The sequence below is a fragment of the Streptomyces sp. CB01635 genome, from assembly GCF_002803065.1.
Classification (GTDB): Bacteria; Actinomycetota; Actinomycetes; order Streptomycetales; family Streptomycetaceae; genus Streptomyces.
In genome coordinates this window covers 941,667-963,808 of record NZ_NNBL01000003.1, presented here as the reverse complement: position 1 = coordinate 963,808, position 22,142 = coordinate 941,667, and the positions used below count along the sequence as shown (strand labels likewise).

General features: G+C 70.3%; 17 protein-coding genes. 13 read left to right on the top strand and 4 right to left on the bottom strand.

The window, feature by feature from the left end; genetic code table 11:
• Positions 1-69 precede the first annotated feature (69 nt).
• On the top strand, positions 70-999 hold the full coding sequence (locus tag CG723_RS12480) for a helix-turn-helix domain-containing protein (protein ID WP_442802543.1): 930 nt from the start codon (positions 70-72) through the stop codon (positions 997-999).
• Between the two features lie 104 nt (positions 1,000-1,103).
• Positions 1,104-2,003: an aminoglycoside phosphotransferase family protein gene (locus CG723_RS12475; RefSeq protein ID WP_100593335.1), complete on the top strand. Its 900-nt coding sequence runs from the start codon at positions 1,104-1,106 to the stop codon at positions 2,001-2,003.
• A 90-nt stretch (positions 2,004-2,093) separates the two neighbouring features.
• Here the strand turns inward: CG723_RS12475 and CG723_RS12470 are convergent, their stop codons facing one another.
• The gene (locus CG723_RS12470) at positions 2,094-2,639 is read right to left on the bottom strand and encodes an HAD domain-containing protein (RefSeq protein ID WP_100593334.1); all 546 of its coding nucleotides are present in this window, start codon (positions 2,637-2,639) and stop codon (positions 2,094-2,096) included.
• 58 nt (positions 2,640-2,697) lie between these two features.
• Here CG723_RS12470 and CG723_RS12465 point away from each other — a divergent pair, with 58 nt between their 5' ends.
• Positions 2,698-3,567: a phosphotransferase gene (locus tag CG723_RS12465; protein WP_100593843.1), complete on the top strand. Its 870-nt coding sequence runs from the start codon at positions 2,698-2,700 to the stop codon at positions 3,565-3,567.
• 191 nt (positions 3,568-3,758) lie between these two features.
• The gene (locus CG723_RS46180; protein ID WP_442802542.1) at positions 3,759-4,139 is read left to right on the top strand and encodes a luciferase domain-containing protein; all 381 of its coding nucleotides are present in this window, start codon (positions 3,759-3,761) and stop codon (positions 4,137-4,139) included.
• A gap of 66 nt (positions 4,140-4,205) precedes the next feature.
• Here the strand turns inward: CG723_RS46180 and CG723_RS12455 are convergent, their stop codons facing one another.
• The gene (locus CG723_RS12455) at positions 4,206-5,276 is read right to left on the bottom strand and encodes a LacI family DNA-binding transcriptional regulator (RefSeq protein ID WP_100593333.1); all 1,071 of its coding nucleotides are present in this window, start codon (positions 5,274-5,276) and stop codon (positions 4,206-4,208) included.
• A 253-nt stretch (positions 5,277-5,529) separates the two neighbouring features.
• On the opposite strand from CG723_RS12455, the gene CG723_RS12450 reads away from it, so the two are divergent.
• From CG723_RS12450 to CG723_RS12430, 5 genes are all read left to right on the top strand, one after another.
• Positions 5,530-6,822 carry an ABC transporter substrate-binding protein gene (locus CG723_RS12450; RefSeq protein WP_100593332.1) on the top strand — a complete coding sequence of 431 codons (1,293 nt, stop codon included), beginning with the start codon at positions 5,530-5,532 and terminating at the stop codon, positions 6,820-6,822.
• 18 nt (positions 6,823-6,840) lie between these two features.
• Positions 6,841-7,812, top strand: a complete 972-nt coding sequence (locus CG723_RS12445) for a carbohydrate ABC transporter permease (RefSeq protein ID WP_100593331.1) — start codon at positions 6,841-6,843, stop codon at positions 7,810-7,812.
• Positions 7,809-8,729 carry a carbohydrate ABC transporter permease gene (locus tag CG723_RS12440; protein ID WP_100593330.1) on the top strand — a complete coding sequence of 307 codons (921 nt, stop codon included), beginning with the start codon at positions 7,809-7,811 and terminating at the stop codon, positions 8,727-8,729. The genes CG723_RS12445 and CG723_RS12440 overlap by 4 nt, the downstream gene beginning before the upstream one ends.
• Positions 8,730-8,790: 61 nt before the next feature.
• A complete protein-coding gene (locus tag CG723_RS12435) occupies positions 8,791-10,062 on the top strand; it encodes a glycoside hydrolase 5 family protein (protein ID WP_100593329.1) in 1,272 nt (423 codons plus the stop codon).
• A 118-nt stretch (positions 10,063-10,180) separates the two neighbouring features.
• Entirely contained in the window at positions 10,181-13,195 is a 3,015-nt protein-coding gene (locus tag CG723_RS12430; RefSeq protein ID WP_100593328.1) for an alpha-mannosidase, read from the top strand.
• Positions 13,196-13,250: 55 nt separating this feature from the next.
• Here the strand turns inward: CG723_RS12430 and glgX are convergent, their stop codons facing one another.
• Both glgX and CG723_RS12420 read right to left on the bottom strand, forming a co-directional pair.
• Entirely contained in the window at positions 13,251-15,380 is a 2,130-nt protein-coding gene (gene glgX / locus CG723_RS12425) for a glycogen debranching protein GlgX (RefSeq protein WP_100593327.1), read from the bottom strand.
• Between the two features lie 172 nt (positions 15,381-15,552).
• On the bottom strand, positions 15,553-16,131 hold the full coding sequence (locus tag CG723_RS12420; RefSeq protein ID WP_234374256.1) for a pep a2: 579 nt from the start codon (positions 16,129-16,131) through the stop codon (positions 15,553-15,555).
• A 305-nt stretch (positions 16,132-16,436) separates the two neighbouring features.
• On the opposite strand from CG723_RS12420, the gene CG723_RS12415 reads away from it, so the two are divergent.
• The 4 genes from CG723_RS12415 to CG723_RS12400 all read left to right on the top strand — a co-directional run bounded on the left by CG723_RS12415 (position 16,437) and on the right by CG723_RS12400 (position 22,105).
• A complete protein-coding gene (locus CG723_RS12415) occupies positions 16,437-16,709 on the top strand; it encodes a DUF5133 domain-containing protein (RefSeq protein WP_100593842.1) in 273 nt (90 codons plus the stop codon).
• 251 nt (positions 16,710-16,960) lie between these two features.
• Positions 16,961-18,970, top strand: a complete 2,010-nt coding sequence (locus CG723_RS12410; protein ID WP_100593326.1) for an alpha-1,4-glucan--maltose-1-phosphate maltosyltransferase — start codon at positions 16,961-16,963, stop codon at positions 18,968-18,970.
• Positions 18,967-20,679, top strand: a complete 1,713-nt coding sequence (gene treS, locus CG723_RS12405) for a maltose alpha-D-glucosyltransferase (RefSeq protein WP_100593325.1) — start codon at positions 18,967-18,969, stop codon at positions 20,677-20,679. Before CG723_RS12410 ends, treS begins: the two co-directional genes overlap by 4 nt.
• A gap of 55 nt (positions 20,680-20,734) precedes the next feature.
• Positions 20,735-22,105: a maltokinase N-terminal cap-like domain-containing protein gene (locus tag CG723_RS12400; RefSeq protein WP_100593324.1), complete on the top strand. Its 1,371-nt coding sequence runs from the start codon at positions 20,735-20,737 to the stop codon at positions 22,103-22,105.
• Positions 22,106-22,142 lie beyond the last annotated feature (37 nt).

Here is a 22,142-nt window from a genome sequence, read left to right as displayed (position 1 = left end):
CGGACCGGCCGCACCGGCCGTCCGCGCTCGCCGGTACCGTAGGAACTCCCCCTGAGGGAGGTTCAAGCCGTGCCCGCCGACAGCATGTGGTCCATCGGGGAGCTCGCCGAGCGCGCGGGCGTCACCGTCAAGACGGTCCGCTTCTACTCGGACCGTGGTCTGCTGCCCGAAGGCCCGCGCAGTACGGGTGGCCATCGCCGGTACGGGCCCGAGGCGCTCGACCGGCTCCGCGTCATCCGCTCCCTGCGCGCCCTCGACCTGCCGGTGCCCGACGTGCGGCGCGTGCTGGGCGAGGAGGACGGGCTGGACGGCGCTCTTGAGGACGTCGTCGCCGGGCAGTTGCGGGACATCGGCTCCCAACTGGCCGCGCTGCGCTGGCGGGAGGCCGCGCTTCAACTGCTCCAGGACTGCACGCCCGCCGAGCGCGCCGAGCGGCTGCTGCTCGTCGGCGCGATGTCCGCCCCGCCCAGCACGGCGGCACCGGCCCGGTTCTGGCGCCGGTGGCTGCCGCTCCGGATGCCCGCCCGGGTCGTCTCCGCCGTCCTCGAACAGGCCGTACCGCAGCCTCCGGAGGACCCGACTCCGGCCCACGTCCTGACGTTCGCCCGGCTGCACGCCTTCACCTCGCGTTCCTGCGAGGGCGGCGACCGCGGCCAGCCGGCGGCACATCGTAGGGAGGACGGGTTCCGCCCCGGGGTGCTCTACGAAGGGCTCAGCGAGGCCTACGCACTTGCGTCACCGCACCTGTGCGACCAGCGGTCACCCCGGGAGGGCGAGGCGCTGGACTGCTTCGTCTCCGCCTACGCCGCCTCACGGGGCGTACGTGACACCCCCGCGTTCCGCCGCACGCTCAGCGGGGTGCTGGCCGCGGATCCGCGCATCGACCACTACTGGCAGCTCGTCGCCGAGCTGACCGGTCCTGCGCGGCCGACACCGGGGGCCGCCCACGACTGGCTCTGCGCCGCGCTCGACGCCCAGGTCGCACGTCGGGCCACGTAAAGGGCGGGCAGTCATCGGCGGTTGATCGCTTGGGCCGGCGGCGCCCGCCTCCGTATCTTGGCGCAACGGCAGACGCGCCATGTGGCTCTTCGCGAAAGGCTTCCATGTGCCCTCGTAAGTTGCGGCCCGAAGAGGCGGACATCGACGCCTCGTTGGTGCGCCGGCTCGTCGACGCGCAGTTCCCGCAGTGGGCCGGGCTGCCGCTCACCGAGGTCGTCTCGGCGGGTACGTCCAACGCCATGTACCGCCTCGGCGAGGACATGGCCGTGCGGCTGCCCCGGCTCGCCGGTTCCGCGCAGGACGTGGAGAAGGAGCACCGGTGGCTGCCGCTGCTCGCCGGAGCGCTCCCCGTGGCCGTCCCCACGCCGCTGGGCAAGGGAAATCCCGGCGAGGGCTACCCGTGGCCGTGGTCCGTGTACCGCTGGCTCGACGGCGCCAACCCTGCCCCGGACCTCACCCCCGAACCGGTTCTGCTGGCCGAGGACCTGGCGGAGTTCGTCTCCGTACTCCAGCGCGTCGACCCCACCGGCGGCCCTGCTTCCTACCGCAGCGAGCCGCTGGCGGAGCGGGACGAGGTGACGCGTGCGGCGATCCGTGAGCTGCGGGCGGAGCTGGACGGTGATGCGGCGTCCGCCGTCTGGGAGTCGGCCCTGCGGGCGCAGGAGTGGGCCGGGCCCGCCGTGTGGATCCACGCGGATCTGCAGCCCGGGAACGTGCTCGTCGCGGACGGACGGCTCAGCGCCGTCATCGACTTCGGCTGTCTGGGCCTTGGTGACCCGGCGGTCGACCTCATCGCGGCCTGGTACCTGCTGCCCGCCGGTGCGCGCGAGGTCTTCCGGACCGGCTCGGGCTCGGACGACGACGCCTGGGCACGGGGCCGCGGCTGGGCCCTGTCGGTCGCCCTCCTGGAGCTCCGGTCCTACCGGGAGAGCAACCCGGTGATGGCCTCCATCGCCCGCCAGGTCATCGCGGAACTCCTCACCGACGACACGGCGGCGGCCTGATGATCCGTCCTGCCCACGCACCGACACCGCCCCGGATCAGTCCGCAGCGGCACGCAACCACGGTCGAGGCAGGCGCGCTCACCCCCCGGATCAGTCGGCAGCCGCGCGCAACCACTCGTCGAGGCAGGCGAAGTCCGCCTCCGTGAGGCCCCGTCGAGGGTCTACGCGATGCAGCAGGGCACGTTCCGCGTGATGTGCGAAGACCCAGGCACGGTCGATGTCGGTGATCTCGTCGTCGACCCAGGCGAAGGGACGGCCCTGCGCCTGGCCGACCAGGGCACGGGTCTTCCAGTGCAGGCCACGCACGCCGTGCCATTCATCGCGCGCGTCCCGAACCGGCGGGTCGGGCCAGTCCACCACCGGCAGCGGCGGCAGCCCGAGGAGCGGGGCGACGCAGTCGTTCGCCTCTTCCATCCAGGTCGTCGCCCAGACGAGCTCGCACGGGAGCGCCGCGAGCCGGGGGCCGTACTCGGGGTTGATCCTGGCCAGCAGGGGGTTGAGGTCGGCGCCCAGCGGGTCGGGGCCTCCTGGCCGGCACATCGGGTACGTCGGGTAGCACTCCGGCGGCCCGCCGAACGGAATCAGCGGCCCGTCGACGTCGAGGAAGAGCAGCGGAAGGTGCTCGGATCCGGTCACTTCAGCACCGTAGCGACTCGAGCACCACGCCCGGGGCCACGCCGCTAGTGTGACGGGCATGACTGGGGACACGGGGCCTGCGGACAGCCACGAACTGGCGGGCGGCATGATGAACGCGGGCGCGGTCTTCCGGCGGGGCGACGTGGTCGAGCGGCCGGCGCCGCCGAATGTCCGGGCGCTCCACGCCTACCTCGCGGCGCTGCGGCATCAGGGATTCGACGCGGCTCCGGTGCCGGTCGGCGTCCGTGCCGACGGGCGTGAGCAGTTGGGGTTCGTTCCCGGCCACGTGGCCGTCCCGCCGTTTCCGCCGTGGGCCATGTCGCAGACCGCGCTCCGGTCTGTCGGGGCCCTGCTGAGGCGCCTGCACGAGGCGAGTGCGCGCGTCGCGGTGGACGTATCCGCCGGCTGGTCCGGGGAGCTGGCCGATCCCGAAGGCGGAACGATGCTGTGCCACAACGATGTGTGCCTGGAGAACGTCGTCTTCCGGGACGGCCGCGCCGTGGCCCTGATCGACTTCGACCAGGCAGCCCCGGGGCGCCCGGTCTGGGATGTCGCGATGACCGCCGGCTACTGGGTCCCGATGCGGGACCCCGAGTCCGCGGCCCCGCACTATCCGGTACCTGACCCCTCTCACCCGTTGGACGCCCCGGGCCGGCTGCGGCTCCTCGCGGACAGTTACGGGCTCTCGCAGCGGGAGCGCGCCGAATTGCCGGAGGTCGTCGAACAGGCCGCCGCGGTATGCCGGGCTTTCGTCGCCCGGCGCGTGGCCGACGGGGACCCCGCCTTCGTCCAGGCGCTGCGCGACCGCGGCGGCTGGGAGCGCTGGGACCGGATTCAGGCGTGGCTCAGCGATGGGCGCGAGGCGTTCCGGGGGGCACTGCTCGAAGGCTTCGACACGGGGTCGGTCCGTCCCCTTCCTCCCCCATGAGGTTCCCGAAACCGCCGATTCATCAAGCAGGCGGTGAATAGGGCTGGTTGACGGGGTGAAGAGTGCGCAACCATGTCCACATGACCGCGGCCCATCGCGCCATGACCCAGTTGGAGTCGTGGCCGAACCTGGTAAGTGGCTCTCCCCGGTGCGCTGTAGGGCGCTCCTTCGGGACAGCGGGGTGCGACATCGTGCATTTCCATGCCAACGATGCGGCAGATCTGTACCTCACCCGGACGGCGGTCGAACGCCTCCTTCCGCAGTTGCGCGACAGCACCGCGATCCGGGTGCGCCCCGGCGCCTCGTGGATCACCGTGCTGCTCGACTGCGACGACGACGTGGCGCTCCTGCTGACCCTCATCAGCGTGGCGCTCAAGGAACACGACGCGGTCAGGGGGCGCGAGGAGGAGTACGGCGGACCGCGCACCGCCCGTGCGGCTCCGCCCTGCGACTGGGAGCCGCGGACGATGCCTTCGCCGCGCGCGGCCGGACCGGTGGCAGCGTCCGCTCATCACGGCCGCGTTCATGACGCGTGGAAGGCCGTCGGCCGGATGCTGCCGCACGGCCACTGACGGGAGCGCCGGGGTGCGTGAGCGTGAGTACGTGACGGGGGCTCGGCAACCGACGTCGGCCGCTCGTCAGCTGCCCCCGCTCGCCCCTGTCTCGGCGCCCCGCGCCGCCCCCGTGCTGTCGCGCTCGATCAGGCGCGGCAGCGGGACCTGGACCGTCCGTGACGGGCCGCCGTCCAGGAGTGCCGTCAGTTCCTGGGCCGCGGTGCGGCCGAACTGGACCGTGTCGCGGGACAGTGCCGACAGCCAGGGCTTGACCATGCGGCACAGCGGGGAGTCCTCCCAGGCCACCACCGAGACGTCGCCGGGGACCGAGAAGCCCAGTTCACCGGCGGCGGCGACCCCGGCGACGGCCATCACGTCGTTGTCGTAGACGAGCGCAGTCGGGGGTGTGTCGCCCTCCATGACGCGGCGCGTGACCGCGGCGCCCTCGGCGTCCGAGTAGTCCGTGGTCACGGAGCGCACCTCGGTCAGGCCGCGGCGCTCGGCCTCGGCGCGCAGGGTGCGGATGCGCCGCTCGGTGTGCGCGAGGCCCGGCAGGCCTGCGATGTGGACGATGCGGCGGTGCCCGAGCGCGTACAGCTCGTCGACGACCGACGCCATCGCGCCGGCGTCGTCCGCCCACACCGTCGACATGCCAGGGTGCTCGGCGTCGGGCACTCCGCCGATCACCACGGCGGGCAGCCCGAGTTCGTCGAGGAGTGCGGGGCGCGGGTCGGCCGTGCGGGGGTCGACGACGAGCACGCCGTCCACCCGGTGCTCGGCCCACCAGCGCCGGTAGACGGCGCACTCCGCCTCGACGTCCTCCACCACCTGGAACAGCAGGCCGAGGTGACGCTCCGCCAGGACTTCCTGTATGCCGGAGATGAGCTGGAGGAAGAACGAGTCCACGCCCAGCGTGTCCGCCGGGCGTGCCACGACCAGGCCGACCGTGGCCGCGCCTTCGCCGGACAGGGCGCGGGCCGCCGTGCTGGGCCGCCAGCCGAGCTGCTCGGCCACCCGCCGCACCCGGTCGCGGGTCACCTCGGAGACTCCTGGCCGGTCGTTGAGCGCGAAGGACACGGCGCTCTCCGAGACACCCGCCCTGAGCGCGATGTCCTTCATGGTCGGTCGGCGCGCGGGAGACCGCTTGGCTGGCACAGGTGCCCCTTTCCCCGTGGAACCCCGGTGGGCCCCGACCAGCCTAGCGCATACGGTCAGCCACTAATGCGCTTGAGTTCAAGACTCTAAAGCGCATTAGTTTCGCCTTGCAAAAGGTCTACTCCACTGCTCTGACCTGGCGTCCTTCCAGGCGACCGCTGGCAGTTCCAGAGAATGCATTGACTTTTTCCGTGATCGCAATGCAGGGTCTGCACGGCAACATTCGACGCCGCCGCAAAGGAGCCGTGTCACCGTGCCCATCTCTCGCAGAGCACTAGCCGCTGCCGCCGCCATCGCTTTCGTCCTGCCGCTGAGCGCGTGCGGTTCCGGGGGTGACGACAGCGGCTCGACGGACGCCACGGGCAAGATCGAAGGCAGCATCACGTTCCAGACGTGGAACCTGAGGGCCAACTTCAAGCCGTACTTCGACGGCCTGGTCAAGGATTTCGAGAAGAAGTACCCCGGCACGCACGTGAAGTGGATCGACCAGCCGGGCGAGGGCTACGCCGACAAGATCAGCGCGGATGCCGCCGGCGGCACGCTGCCCGACGTCGTCAACGTCTCCCCCGACCTCGTCGCCCCGCTCGCCAAGGCCGGCCTCGCGCTCGACCTCGACAAGGCGGCTTCGAAGTACAAGAAGGAGTACCTGCCGGGGGCCTGGGCGAGCCACCAGATACCGGGCATGGACGGCACGTACGCCTTCCCGTGGTACCTCAACACCGGGCCGCTGTTCTACAACAAGAGCCTGTTCAAGCAGGCCGGACTCGACGCGTCGCAGCCTCCGAAGACGTACGACGCGCTCTTCGACGACGCACTCCAGCTCGCGAAGAAGAGCAAGGGCAAGGTGGCCACGCTCGCCAACGTCCCCACCATCGAGGACTTCGGCCGCTACGGCGCTCCGCTCATGAACAAGGAGGGCACCGGCTTCGCGTTCAACGACGCCAAGGGTGTCGAACTCCTCACGAAGTACAAGGAGTTGTACGACGCGAAGGCGCTCGACCCGCAGGCGCTGACCGCGACGCCCGAGTCGACCGGCAAGAAGTTCCTGACCGGGGCCGTGGCGATGAACCCGGGCAGCGCGCTCGACCTGTCGAAGTTCAAGAAGGACGCGCCCAGCCTCTACAAGAACATCGGGATCACGGACCAGATCACCAGCACCGGCAAGGTGAACATGTACGTGATGGGCGTGATGGTGAACTCGCGCTCCAAGCAGAAGCCCGCGGCCGTGGCGTTCGCGCACTACGTCACCGACGCGCAGCACCAGATGGAGTTCGCCAAGAAGGTCGCCATCTTCCCGAGCACCGCGGGCTCCCTGGACGACCCGTACTTCACGAAGCAGGACGGCTCGGACGAGACGCGGGTGCGGATCGCCGCGGCGGACTCGCTGAAGTCCGCGGTCAACTACACGCCGGTCCTGTTCAGCGAGCAGATGAAGACCGAGCTGCGGAACTCCGTGGCCAAGGCCCTCCAGGGCAAGGAGAGCCCCAAGACCGCACTTGACAACGCTGTCAAGGCCTGCGACCGGCTGCTCCAGCAGCAGGGCTGAGCCCCGGAGCCGTACATCATGACGAGTCCCCTTCCGACCGTGAAGACCGCCGCCAAATCCCCGGCGAACGCAGATGTGACGTCACCCGCGAAGCCCTCGGGCGAGCGGCCGGCCTCCCGCGTCCGACGCCATCTGCCCACCAGCCCCTGGCTGTTCGCCGCTCCCGGGCTGCTGGTCGTCGCCGTCTTCATCCTGTATCCGTTCGTCTCCACCGTGGTCAACTCCTTCACCGACCGGCGGACCCTGATCCCCGGTGAGTTCGTGGGACTGGCCAACTTCCGGGAGCTGCTGCACGACGACATGTTCTGGACGGGGCTGCGCAACAGTGTCCTGTACATGGTCGGGGTCGTCCCCGCCCTCGTACTCCTTCCGCTGCTGCTCGCCCTCCTCGTCCAGAAGAACATCCCGGGCATCACCTTCTTCCGGTCGGCCTTCTACACGCCGGTGGTCGCGTCCATCGTCGTGGTCGGCCTGATCTGGGTGTGGATGCTGGACGAGCGCGGCCTGGTGAACTCGCTGCTCGAAGCCGTGGGGATCGGCAAGGTCGGCTTTCTCAGCGACCAGTGGCTGCTCCTGCTGAGCGCCATGGCCGTCACGGTCTGGAAGGGCCTCGGCTACTACATGATCATTTACCTGGCGGCGCTGGCCAACGTGCCGCGCGAGCTGCATGAGGCCGCCTCGGTGGACGGTGCCGGCGCGGTGCGCCGCTTCTTCACCGTCACCGTGCCCGCCGTGCGCTCCACCATGGTCCTGGTCGCCGCGCTCTCCTCGGTCGCCGCCTTCAAGGTGTTCTCCGAGGTCTATCTGATGGCGGGGCCCAACGGTGGCCCCGCGGGCGAGGACACCACGCTCGTGATGCTCGTGCAGCGCACCGGCACGGGCCTGACCGGCCGCGTCGGCTACGCCTCGGCGATCTCCGTCGTCGTCTTCGTCGTCACCGTCGCGCTGATGCTGCTCGTGCTCCGCGCCGACCGGAAGGAGGACGCGTGAGCGTCACCGAGGACGTCCGCGCCACAACAGCTCCGGATCCGGGGCCCGTTCGGCGCCGGCGCGCGCCGTGTGTCACCGACGAGAACGGCCGACGTATCCGCGTCTGGGAGCTCGTACTGCGCTACGCGCTGCTGCTCGCCGTGCTCGCGATCACCGTCGGGCCCTTCCTCTGGCAGCTGTCCACCTCCCTCAAGGGAACGCACGAGGACATCTTCAGCTCCCCACCGAAGTTCCTGCCGGGCGATCCCACTCTCCACAACTACGAGCGCGTCGCCGACACCATCCCCGTCTGGGACTATGCCTTCAACTCCCTGAAGGTTGCCACCGCGAACGTGGTCACCAACTGCGTCGGCTCCGCTCTCGCGGGCTACGCGCTCGCCCGGCTGCGCTACCGCGGCCGGAAGATCGCCACCCTCGTGTTCATCCTCGCGATGCTGGTGCCCGTCGAGAGCATCGTCATCGCGCAGTTCACGACCATGCGCGAACTCGGCCTCAACAACACCCTCGTCGGCGTGGTCCTGCCGGGCTGCATCGCCGCCATGAACGTCCTGCTGATGCGCAACGCGTTCCTCAACCTGCCGTACGAGATCGAGGAGGCCGCCTTCGTCGACGGGGCGAACGCCTGGCAGCGCTTCCTGCGGATCGCGCTGCCGTCCGTGAAGGGGACGCTCGCGGTCGTCGCGATCTTCGCGTTCATGGGCGCCTGGGACGACTTCCTGTGGCCGCTGATCGTGCTCAGCGACCCGGCGAAGTTCACCCTCACCATCGGCCTGAACTATCTGCACGGCACCTTCGCCAACGACGAGCGGATCGTCGCGGCCGGCACGATCATCGCCGTCGCGCCGCTGATCATCCTCTTCGCCTGCCTCCAGCGGTACTTCTTCCGCGGGGTCGGCGAGGGAGCCGTCAAGGGCTGACGCCCGTACCGCGGACATCTCGTCACCGAGGCCCCCACGTACCACAGAACCAGGACTCCGCATGACCTCTGCCGTGCGCTTCGGCGTCAACTACACCCCCAGCCAGGGGTGGTTCCACCACTGGCTCGACTTCGACCTGGACGCCGTGCGCGCCGATCTCGACTCGATCGCCGCGCTGGGTCTCGACCACATCCGGGTGTTCCCCCTGTGGCCGTACTTCCAGCCCAACCGCACCCTGATCCGTCCGCGCGCCGTCGAGCAGCTCGTCCAGCTCGCCGACGCGGCGGCCGAACGCGGGCTCGACGTGAACGTGGACGGTCTGCAGGGCCACCTGTCGAGCTTCGACTTCCTGCCCGCGTGGACGCAGACGTGGCACAGGAGGAACCTCTTCACGGACCCTGATGTGGTCGAGGGCCAGGAGGCGTATCTGCGCACGCTCGCCGGGGCGCTCGCCGACCGGCCCAACTTCATCGGCATGACGATCGGCAACGAGGTCAACCAGTTCGCGGCGGGCCCGCACCCCGACCCGGACCGCATCACAGCGGAGCAGGCGGGGAGTTGGCTGCGCCGTGTGCTCGCCGCGTGCGAGGAGGGCGCGCCGGGGCGGACCCATCTGCACGCCTCGTACGACGCCGCCTGGTACCAGGACGACCAGCCGTTCACGCCCGCGCACTCCGCACGGCTCGGCGCGCTCACCGCGGTGCATTCGTGGGTGTTCAACGGTACGGCGCAGCGCCACGGCCGCACCGGGACGGCCACCGAGCACCATGCCGCGTACCTCGTCGAGCTGTCCAAAGCCTGGGCCGGAGATCCGCACCGGCCCGTCTGGCTGCAGGAGGTCGGCGCGCCCGCGCCGCTCGTCCCGGCCGAGCACGCGGCGCACTTCACCGAGGCCACCGTCGAGAACGCGCTCGACTGCCCGGACCTGTGGGGCGTGACGTGGTGGTGCTCGCACGACGTCAGCCGTGATCTCGCCGACTTCCCCGAACTCGAGTACAGCCTGGGGCTGTTGACGAGCGAGCGGCAGCCGAAACCCGCGGCGAAGGCCCTCGCCCGCATCGTCGCGGACCGGCGCGCCCGTCCCTGTGCACCCGCGCCGCGCACCACCGCGCTCGTCGTCGACGCCGGTGACGACGAGGCCGCCCCGAACCGCTCGGTGTGTGCCCCCGGCGGCGCCGTCTTCGAGGCGTTCGCCCGTCTCACGGCCGACGGGGCCCGGCCCACCACGGTCCTCGCCGGCCGCGCCGACGACAAGGAACATCTGATGGCGCGCGGCATCACCGAAGTGGTCACACCGGACCACGTCACACGGACCGTCGGCACGGCTCCCTAACAGGTCGAACCCGATGCGGACCGCACGATTCGAGGTGCGCCGCGTCGGGGAGTTGTACAGCGTCCCGCCCGCCCCGCCTGGTGATTACCCGCACCTCGGACCTTACGGAGTACCCCTCATGCATGACGACCGCACCCTGGTCGAAGCCCGTCTCAAGCGCGTCCTCGACGAGCGCATCCGACCCGCCGTGTACCCCGAGTCCGTGCCGCTGCAGGTCGCGGTGTGGAACGCGCCGGGCGAACCGGTGCCGGTCGAAGAAGGGCTCGCGGCGACGCCCGAGCCGATCGCGGTGGGCGCGCGCTGGGGCGCTCCGTGGGCCACCTGCTGGTTCCGCGTCACCGGGACGGTGCCCGACGACTGGGCGGGCCGGACCGTCGAGGCGATCCTCGACCTCGGCTTCGACGAGAACATGCCCGGCTTCCAGTGCGAGGGCCTGGTCTACCGCCCGGACGGTACTCCGGTGAAGGGCCTCAACCCGCGCAACCAGTGGGTGCGCGTCGGCGCCCCGGTGGAGGGCGGCGAGGAGGTCCGCCTGCACATCGAGGCGGCGTCCAACCCGGTCATCCTCGACTACCACCCCTTCCTGCCGACGCAGTTGGGCGACAAGGAGACCGCGGGCAGCGAGCCGCAGTACACGCTGGCGCGGATGGATCTCGCGGTCCTCGACGAGACCGTGTGGCAGCTCGTCATGGATCTCGAAGTGCTCGGCGAGCTGATGGCCGAGCTGCCGGTGGAGTCCGCGCGGCGCTACGACATCCTGCGCGCCGTGGAGCGCGCGCTCGACGCGGTCGATCTCCAGGACGTGAACAGCACGGCGGCCGCCGCCCGCGAGCGGCTGACGGGCGTTCTGGCCGCGCCCGCCGTACCGTCGGCACACCGCATCAGCGCCGTCGGCCACGCGCACATCGACTCGGCGTGGCTGTGGCCGCTGCGCGAGACAGTGCGCAAGGTGGCGCGGACGACGTCCAACATGACGGCGCTCCTGGAGGACGAGCCCGACTTCGTCTTCGCCATGTCGCAGGCCCAGCAGTGGGCGTGGGTCAAGGAGCACCGGCCCGAGGTGTGGGCGCGGGTGAAGAAGGCGGTCGCCGACGGGCGGTTCGTGCCGGCGGGCGGCATGTGGGTGGAGTCGGACACCAACATGCCGGGCTCGGAGGCGATGGCCCGTCAGTTCGTGCACGGCAAGCGGTTCTTCCTCGACGAGTTCGGGATCGAGAACGACGAGGCATGGCTGCCCGACACGTTCGGGTTCGCCGCGGGCCTTCCGCAGATCATCAAAGCTGCGGGCTCCAAGTGGCTGCTCACGCAGAAGATTTCGTGGTCGCAGACCAACAAGTTCCCCCACCACACGTTCCAGTGGGAGGGCATCGACGGCACCCGGATCTTCACGCACTTCCCGCCCGTGGACACGTACAACTGCTCCATGAAGGGCAGCGAGATCGCCCACGCGGCGAAGAACTTCAAGGACAAGGGGGTCGCCCGGCACTCGCTCGCGCCGACCGGCTGGGGTGACGGGGGCGGCGGCACGACGCGCGAGATGGTCGCGAAGGCGGCCCGTCTCCGCGACCTCGAAGGGTCCGCGACGGTGGTGTGGGAGACACCGGAGGAGTTCTTCAAGAAGGCCGAGGCGGAGTACCCGAACCCGCCCGTGTGGGTCGGCGAGCTCTACCTCGAACTCCACCGCGCCACGCTGACCTCCCAGGCCATGACGAAGCAGGGCAACCGGCGCAGCGAGCACCTGCTGCGCGAGGCCGAGCTGTGGGCCGCGACCGCTGCGGTGCGGGCCGGATTGCCTTACCCGTACGAGGAGTTGGACCGGATCTGGAAGACGGTGCTGCTGCACCAGTTCCACGACATCCTGCCCGGCTCGTCGATCGCCTGGGTCCACCGCGAGGCGCGCAGGACATACGAGCGGGTCGCGGAGGAGCTGAACGGCATCATCGGCGCGGCCCAACGCGCCCTGGCCGGTGAGGGCTCGGGGACGCTCGTCTTCAACTCGGCGCCGCACACCCGCGACGGCGTGCCCGCGGGCGGCGCCCGTAACCCGGTCATCGAGGGCGAGGCCGCGATCGCTTCGCGCGCGGCGGGCGGATTCGTCCTGGACAACGGGCTGTTGAGGGTGGAGATCGACGGCCGGGGCCTGGTCGTGTCCGCGTACGACCTCGTCGCGGGTCGCGAGACCGTGGCGCCGGGCCGGGCAGCGAACCTGCTCCAGATCCACCCGGACTTCCCGAACATGTGGGACGCGTGGGACGTCGACGAGTTCTACCGCAATACCGTGACGGATCTCGTGGACGCCGACGAGGTGGCCCCCGGCGAGGGCGCGTCGGTGCGCATCGTGCGCAGCTTCGGAGACTCGCGCGTCACGCAGGTCCTCTCGCTGACGGCGGGTGAGCGGCGGCTCGGCATCGACACGGAGGTCGACTGGCACGAGACGGAGAAGTTCCTGAAGCTGGCGTTCCCGCTGGACATCCACGCCGAGCGGTACGCGTCCGAGACGCAGTTCGGGCACTGCTTCCGGCCCACGCACACCAACACCAGCTGGGAAGCGGCCAAGTTCGAGGCGTGCAACCACCGGTTCGTGCACATCGAGGAGCCCGGCTGGGGCGTCTCGCTCGTCAACGACTCGACGTACGGCCATGACGTGACGCGGACCGTACGGGACAGCGACTCGGGCACGACGACCACCGTCCGTGTCTCGCTGCTGCGCGCGCCGCGCTTCCCCGACCCCGAGACCGACCAGGGTGTGCACCGCTTCCGGCACGCGCTGGTGCCGGGCGCGGCGATCGGGGACGCGGTCCGCGAGGGCTACCGGATCAACCTGCCGGAGCGGCATGTGACCGGTTCCGGCGAGGTCGCTCCGCTGGTGGACGTCGACCAGGACGCGGTCGTCGTGACGGCGGTCAAGCTGGCCGACGACGGCAGCGGCGACGTGGTGATCCGCTTCCACGAGTCCCGCGGCGGCCGGGTGCGCGCCACGCTCACGGCGGGCTTCGAGGTCGCGGCCGCGGCGACGACGGACCTCCTGGAGCGACCGCTCGCCGACGCGGCGGACCCGGAGCGCGTCGGCGACCGGATCACCCTGTCGCTGCGCCCCTTCGAGCTGGTGACGCTGCGTCTGAAGCGGGCCTGAGCCGGCGTTGCCGTCCGGTGGGCCGGTCACGGAACCGGCCCACCGGACGGCGCGTTCAGTCCTCCGCGCCGGGTGCCGTCCGGGCCTCCCGGGACAGCAGGATCAGGCTGCGGGCCTCGACCAGCACATCGGTGCCCGGCTTGTGTTCCATCTCGTCCGCGACACCTTGCGGGTCGGTGGTGTCGATCCGGGTGGTCCACCTCTCGCCGTAGGTGGCGTCCGGGAGGCGGAAGCGGACCGGCTTCCAGTAGCTGTTGAGGAGCAGCAGGAAGGAGTCGTCGACCACCGGCCGCCCGTACGGAGTGGGCTCGGCGATGGCGTCGCCGTTGAGGAAAACGGCGACCGAGTGGGCGTCGCCGCGCTGCCAGTCGTCGTCCGTCATCTCGCGCGCGTCCGGACGCAGCCACACGAGGTCGGGCAGGGGCTGACCCTCGTGGGTGTGCGTGTCGCCGCGGAAGAAGCGGCGGCGGCGCAGCACCGGGTGGGCGGCGCGCAGGGCGATGGTGCGCCGGGTGAACTCCATCAGCTCGCGCTGGTCGTCGCTCAGGCGCCAGTCGATCCAGGAGATCTCGTTGTCCTGGCAGAAGGCGTTGTTGTTGCCCTGCTGGGTGCGGCCCAGTTCGTCACCGTGGGCAAGCATGGGGATGCCCTGGGAGAGCAGCAGCGTGGCGAGGAGGTTGCGCTGCTGCCGGCCACGCAGTTCGAGCACGCCTTCGTCGTCGGTGGGCCCCTCGGCGCCGCAGTTCCACGACCGGTTGGTGCTCTCGCCGTCCCGGTTGTTCTCGCCGTTGGCCTCGTTGCGCTTGCCGTTGTACGAGACCAGGTCGCGCAGCGTGAATCCGTCGTGGGCGGTGACGAAGTTGACGCTGGCGCGCGGCCGGCGGCTGTCGTGCTGGTAGAGGTCGGAGGAGCCGGTGAGCCGGGAGGCGAACTCGGCGAGGGTGTTCTCGCCGGAGCGCCAGAAGTCCCGTACGGAGTCGCGGTACTTGCCGTTCCACTCCGACCACTGGGGCGGGAACTTGCCGACCTGGTAGCCGCCCTCGCCGACGTCCCACGGCTCGGCGATGAGCTTGACGCGGCCGATCACCGGGTCCTGCTGGATCAGGTCGAAGAACGCGGAGAGCCGGTCCACCTCGTGGAACTGCCGGGCCAACGTTGCCGCAAGGTCGAACCGGAAGCCGTCGACGTGCATCTCGGTGACCCAGTACCGCAGGGAGTCCATGATGAGCTGGAGCACGCTGGGGTGCCGCATCAGCAGGCTGTTCCCGGTACCGGTGGTGTCGTAGTAGTGCGCAGGGTCTCCGTCGACGAGCCGGTAGTAGGACGCGTTGTCGATGCCGCGGAAGGAGAGCGTCGGGCCGTTCTCGTTGCCTTCCGCCGTGTGGTTGTAGACGACATCGAGGATCACTTCGAGGCCGGCCGCGTGCAGCGCCTTCACCATCGACTTGAACTCGGAGACCTGCCCGCCGCGGCTGCCCTGGGCGGCGTACGCGTTGTGCGGGGCGAAGAAGCCGATCGTGCTGTAGCCCCAATAGTTCGACAGGCCCTGGTCACGCAGGAAGCCGTCCTGCGCGAACTGGTGCACCGGCATCAGCTCCACCGCGGTCACGCCCAGCGAGGTCAGGTGCTCGATGACCGCCGGGTGCGCGAGGCCCGCGTACGTGCCGCGCAGTCCGGCGGGGACCTCGGGGTGGGTGCGGGTCAGGCCGCGTACGTGGGCCTCGTAGATGACGGTGTCGGCGTACGGGCGCAGGGGCGGGCGGTCGTTGCCCCAGTCGAAGGCGCTGTCGGTCACCACGGCGACGAGGGTGTGCGGCGCGCTGTCGTCCGGGGTCGGTCCGCCGACTGTCCGCTCGAAGAGTGACGGGTCGTTGTCCATCTGTCCGTCGATGGCCGTGGCGTACGGGTCGAGGAGCAGCTTCGCGGGGTTGCAGCGATGGCCCGCCGCCGGGTCCCACGGGCCGTGCACGCGGTATCCGTAGCGCTGGCCGGGGCCGACGGCGGGCAGATAGCAGTGCCATACGAAGCCGTCGACCTCGGTCATGGTGACCGTGTCGTGGGTGCCGTCGTCGTGGAGGAGGACGAGGTCGACGCGCTCGGCGACCTCCGTGAACAGGGCGAAGTTCGTTCCGTCGCCGTCGAATGCCGCGCCGAGGGGATAGGGGCGTCCGGTCCAGGTGAGCATCCGGCCACCGTACGGATGATCTTGGAGTCGGTGTCGTCACCGCGCCGCCCACACCCCGTCTGCCGCGCGCCCGGCCCTCGTGTGCCGCCGTCCTGGCACGCCGCCGGGCCGCGGCTGCCGAAGCAGACCGCGGCCCGGTGCGACACGCTCCGGACGGAGCGCGGTGCTGATGTCACATCACCGGCGTCGGGCGTACCACCCTGCGTGGGACGGACAGTTCGGGCCCGCGTGCACGGGCCGCCGGAGCGGCGACCACGAGCGGATCCGCGACCACTGACCCCGCGAACGCCGGAACAGGCACCTCGCGCGGCATCTCGAGCGCTTCGCTGATGCGCGGCGGGGGTCCGACCGGGAGCAGCGGGGCGCGCTCTCCGAGACGAGCACGGCGCGAGAACCAGATGATCTTTCCCGTGGCGGTGGCGCAGCCGCCCCAGCCGTCGCTCAGCGCGGCAATCTCCGCGAGGCATCCCTCCTTCGGGGCGTAGTGCGGGCCCGGCAGGTCACGCTCGTGGTCGGACACCGCGGTGATCAAATGCTGACTGTTCCACCACATCTCAACGGTGGTGTTCTTGTCCGTGGCGTGCTCGTCGATCGTGTGAAGCAACACCTCGACGCCGCGGCAGACGGGGTCGACGAGCATGTCCAGCTTCCAGTACCGGAGGTGGGCGGCCAGGATGCGCCTGACCTGCCCTACACGCTCCGTGCTGACCTCGACGTCGAGGTGGTAGTAGCAGGGCACTGCTGTATTCATCGTCTTCGGCTCCTCACCGGCGAAGCTCCCGCTCGTTGCTCGCCCCCTACGGGCCATACCCCGAACACGTAGCGTGAGCACTGATCGCTCCTGAGTCAGCCTCAGCATGAGAGCGCTACTCCATTCGTGCAACACGAGGAGCGGCTCCCGGCGTCGTTGAAGCTCCAACAGGACGGGAAGTACCGCCAAATGCACCATGGAACGGGGTACCGATCGGCGTAATGGTTCGGTACCTCTCCGTGCACGGCCCCAGCGCACCGACCCGGTGCACCGTGCGCATCGAAGAGTGGGAAGTGAACAGCGACATGTTGCTGCCTACCAAGACCGAAGTCGCCAGTCATCTGGCGCAGTACCGCGCATGGGAACGTCTGCGGCTGGCGGCCCCCGCCGACCGCCAGGTGCGGGCCCACTTCGAGGACACGGCCTACACGTTGTGCGTCCTGATGGGAAAGCGCTGCGGGCGCGAGGCCGCCGACGCGGCCGAGCACTATCTCCGTCCCAGCGTGGAGCATCCGCCCATGGCCGCCCCGCCGCTCGCGGCGCCCGCGGTCGCCGTCGCCGCCCTCAGCGGGCCGTGACGCCGGACCCTCCGGCAGAAGCGGGACGCCGGCCGACACGCCTGAACCGGGGCATTTCCCGACAGGCCGAGCCCGGTCGGCTCCCGTAGCGTGTCGCCGGAGGGACGCAGCCCGTCGATGACACCCTGCTGTGCCCGGCCACGTGCCGGGCCAACTGGTGTGCGAGTGACGGCGCCTCCCGTGGCGCATGTGAACCCGGCGGGCCCCCGAGCGAGGACGGCCCTGCCTCGAGCACGGCGGAGGTGCAACTGATGAACCCAGGCACGGTGACGGGCCGCGTCCCGATCGTGGACGTCCTCCCGGCCGTCGACTGCGGCAGGCGTCCGGCAAAGGCGGTCCCGGGCGAGACGTTCGAGGTCTCCGCCACGCTCTTCGGCGAGGGCCATGCCGCCGTCTCCGCCAATGTCGTGCTGCGCGGCCCCGACGGCCGGCCGGGCCCGTGGACCCCGATGCGTGAACTGTCCCCGGGCAGTGACCGCTGGGGCGCCGACGTCACTCCGACGGCCGTGGGCAACTGGACGTACTCGGTGGAGGCGTGGGGCGATCCCGTGTCCTCGTGGCGCCGGGCCGCCGGCATCAAGGTCCCGGCCGGGATCGACACGGAGCTGATCCTGGAGGAGGGCGCCGCGCTGCACGAGCGTGCCGCCGCCGGCGTTCCGGAAGGCGCGGGACGCAGCGCGGTCCTCGCGGCCGTGGACGCGCTCCGCGACGAGGACCGGCCTCCCGCCGCCCGCCACGCGGCGGCCCTCGCGCCGGACGTGACCGCCGCGCTGGCGGCGCATCCACTGCGCGAAAACATCTCCCGCTCGGCGCCCCTGCCACTGCTGGTCGAGCGTGAACGGGCGCTGTACGGGGCCTGGTACGAGATGTTCCCGCGCTCAGAGGGCGCCGTGGTCCGCGAGGGCGAACGCCCGGTGAGCGGCACGTTCCGCACCGCGGCCGAGCGCCTTCCCGCCGTAGCCGCCATGGGTTTCGACGTGGTCTATCTGCCGCCGATCCACCCCATCGGCACCACCTTCCGCAAGGGGCCGAACAACAGCCTGTCGGCCGATCCGTGGGATGTCGGAGTGCCGTGGGCGGTCGGCTCGCCCGAAGGCGGTCACGACGCGATCCACCCGGACCTCGGCACGCTCGACGACTTCGACGCGTTCGTGCGCCGGGCCGGGGAACTCGATCTGGAGATCGCGCTCGACTTCGCCCTCCAGTGCTCCCCGGACCACCCGTGGGTGGAGAAGCACCCGGAGTGGTTCGAGCACAGATCCGACGGCACGATCGCGTACGCGGAGAACCCGCCGAAGAAGTACCAGGACATCTACCCGATCGCGTTCGACCAGGACATGCTGGGGCTGATCGAGGAGACCTCCCGGGTCCTGCGCTTCTGGATGCGTCACGGGGTCCGCGTCTTCCGCGTCGACAACCCGCACACCAAGCCCGTCATGTTCTGGGAGCGGGTGATCTCCGACATCAACCGCAGCGACCCGGACGTCGTGTTCCTCGCCGAGGCCTTCACCCGGCCCCCGATCATGCGGGCGCTCGCCAAGGCCGGTTTCCAGCAGTCGTACACGTACTTCACCTGGCGCGACACGAAGCAGGAGCTCACCGAATACCTCACGGAGCTCTCCCGGGACACGGCCGCCTACATGCGTCCCAACCTGTTCGTGAACACACCCGACATCCTGCCCCGCTACCTCCAGAAGGGCGGCCGCCGCGCCTTCGAGGTGCGCGCCGTGCTCGCGGCCACACTCTCCCCGACCTGGGGGGTGTACGCCGGATACGAGCTGTGCGAGAACACCCCGGTCCGCGAGGGCAGCGAGGAGTACCTCCACTCGGAGAAGTACGAACTGCGGCCGCGCGACTGGGAGTCGGCCGAGCGCGAGGGGCGCTCCATCGCCCCGCTCATCACCACCCTGAACCGCGTCAGGCGGAACCACAGCGCCCTGCGCCTGCTCAGGAATCTCCACTTCCACCGGACCGACAACGACGCGCTGATCGCGTACAGCAAGCGCTCGGGCCCCGACACGGTCGTGGTCGTCGTCAACCTCGACCCTCACCACACCCAGGAGGCGACGGTTTCTCTGGACATGCCTCAGCTCGGACTCGACGCGCACGCGAGCGTGCCGGTCCACGACGAGCTGACCGGCGAGACATACCAATGGGGCAGGACGAACTTTGTGCGCCTGGAACCGGGCCGCGCGCCCGCGCACATCCTCACCGTCCTGCGACCGTCCTCACCGCCCACCGGAGGGTCACCCACCACATGATCGTCAACAAGCCCGTCCAGGACAAATTCGAGGACACCCCCACCAAGGACAGGGATCCCGACTGGTTCAAACGTGCCGTCTTCTACGAGGTCCTCGTCCGCTCCTTCCAGGACAGCAACGGCGACGGAGTCGGCGACCTCAAGGGCATCACGTCCAGGCTGGACTACCTCCAATGGCTGGGCGTCGACTGCCTGTGGCTGCCACCGTTCTTCAAGTCACCACTGAGGGACGGCGGTTACGACGTCTCGGACTACACGGCGGTCCTGCCCGAGTTCGGCAATCTCGCGGACTTCGTGGAGTTCGTCGATGCCGCGCACCAGCGCGGAATGCGCCTGATCATCGACTTCGTCATGAACCACACGAGCGACCAGCACCCGTGGTTCCAGGAGTCCCGCAAGGACCCCGACGGGCCGTACGGCGACTACTACGTCTGGGCAGACGACGACAAGCAGTACGAGGACGCGCGGATCATCTTCGTCGACACCGAGGCGTCGAACTGGACCTTCGACCCGGTGCGCCAGCAGTACTTCTGGCACCGCTTCTTCTCGCACCAGCCGGATCTCAACTACGAGAACCCGCGCGTGCAGGAGGAGATCCTCGCCGCGCTGCGCTTCTGGCTGGATCTCGGCATCGACGGCTTCCGGCTCGACGCCGTGCCCTACCTCTACGCCGAGGAAGGGACCAACTGCGAGAACCTCCCCGCGTCCCACGCCTTCCTCAAGCGCGTACGGGCCGAGGTCGACGCGCACTACCCGGACACGGTCCTGCTAGCCGAGGCCAACCAGTGGCCCGAGGACGTGGTCGACTACTTCGGCGACTACGCCTCCGGCGGCGACGAGTGCCACATGGCGTTCCACTTCCCCGTCATGCCACGCATCTTCATGGCCGTGCGCCGCGAGTCGCGCTACCCCGTCTCGGAAATCCTCGCCAAAACCCCTGCCATTCCGTCGAGTTGCCAGTGGGGCATCTTCCTGCGCAACCACGACGAGCTCACGCTCGAAATGGTCACCGACGAAGAACGCGACTACATGTACGCGGAGTACGCCAAGGACCCGCGCATGCGCGCCAACATCGGCATCCGCCGCCGCCTCGCGCCCCTCCTCGACAACGACCGCAACCAGATCGAGCTCTTCACCGCCCTGCTGCTCTCCCTGCCGGGCTCGCCGATCCTCTACTACGGCGACGAGATCGGCATGGGCGACAACATCTGGCTCGGCGACCGCGACGCGGTACGCACGCCCATGCAGTGGACCCCCGACCGCAACGCGGGCTTCTCGTCCTGCGACCCGGGCCGCCTCTCGCTCCCCACGATCATGGACCCGGTCTACGGCTACCAGGTCACCAACGTCGAGGCATCCATGTCGTCCCCGTCCTCGCTGCTGCACTGGACCCGACGCATGATCGAGATCCGCAAGCAGAACGAGGCGTTCGGCCTCGGCTCGTACACCGAACTCCCCTCGTCCAACCCGGCCGTGATCGCGTTCCTGCGCGAATACAAGGACGACCTCGTCCTGTGCGTGCACAACTTCTCGCGCTTCGCCCAGCCCACCGAACTCGACCTCCAGGCCTTCGACGGCCGGCACCCGGTCGAGCTCATCGGCGGGGTGCGCTTTCCCGCCATCGGCCGGCTCCCGTACCTGCTGACCCTCGCGGGCCACGGCTTCTACTGGTTCCGGCTCCGTAAGGAAGCCGTCAGCGCCACGTGGTGACCGGCGGCCCCACGCCCCTGGGTCCGTCTGTCCGCCCTCGAAAGGAGTCGTCGCCATGCCCAAGGCCGCACTGCAGAGTCCGACCGGCGTCAGCCCCTCTCTGCTGCTGAACTCACTCGCCGGTCTGCTGCACGAATGGCTGCCGCGGCAGCGCTGGTTCGCGGGGAAGGGCCGGCCCGTCACCGGGCTGACCCTGGCCTCGATGACCGAGCTGCACCCGGGCTGCCTGCACCTGCTGGTGCGCGCGGAGCACGCCGCGCAGGCGACCCGCTCCGGCTCGGGCACACCCCCGGCCGACAATCTCTACCAACTCCTGCTCGGCGTACGGGAGATGCTGCCGCCCTCGCTCGCGCCGGCCTTCATCGGCCGCGCGACCGAGGGCCCGCTGACCGGCCTCATGGTGTACGACGCCCTCCAGGAGCCCCGGTCGGCCGGGCTGCTCCTGGAGCGGCTGCGCCACCCGGCCGCGGCGGGCCCCCTGCGCTTCGAACGCGACCCGCAGGTCACCGTCCCCGCCGGGCTCACGCCACGCGTCCTCGACGCCGAACAGTCCAACACGTCGCTGGTGTACGGGGATTCGTTCATCCTGAAGGTCTTCCGGCGCGTCCAGGCCGGCGTCAACCCGGATCTGGAAGTGCCCTGGGCGCTCGCCCGGCAGGGCTGCACCCGCGTGCCGGGACCCGTGGCGTGGTTCCGCACCTCTCAGCCCCAGAAGGCGACGCTCGGCGTCCTCCAGCCGTTCCTGCCCGACGCGGACGACGGCTGGACCCTCGCGCTCCGGTCGCTCGCCTCCGGCAGGGACTTCACCGACGAGGCGTACGAACTGGGTCGGGCGACCGCCGAGATCCATCTCGCGCTGACCGCGGCATTCCCGGTCGACGCCCCTGTGCCGCACCGCAACCGGCACCTGGCGGAGGCGATGACCGAACGCCTGGAATCCACGGCCCGTTCCGTGCCCGCGGTACTTCCGCACGCGCCCGGGCTGCGGGCCGCGTTCGACGCGTTCGCGCTCGTCGACTCGGCGTGGCCCGCGCAGCGGATCCACGGCGACCTCCATCTGGGGCAGGTGCTGTGGTCGGGGCAGCAGTGGTTCGTCATCGACTTCGAGGGCGAGCCGGCCCGCCCGCTCGCCGAACGCCGCCACGCGCAGTCCCCCGTACGCGACGTGGCGGGCATGCTCCGCTCCTTCGACTACGCGGCCCGCACCCGTCTGCCCTGGCGGCCCGAGTGGTCGCTGCGCTGCCGGGACGCCTACTGCGCCGGCTACGCGGCCGAGTCGAAGTCGGACCCGCGCGAGGAACCCGACCTGCTCCGCGCCTTCGAGACGGACCGGGCCCTTTACGAAGTGCTGTACGAGGCACGGCACCGGCCCGACTGGTTGCCTGTGCCGATGGCGGCGATCAGCCGCCTCGCCGAACCCCGCTGACCCAGGCGGCGGCAACCCCGCCGTCCGCCTGCAGGAC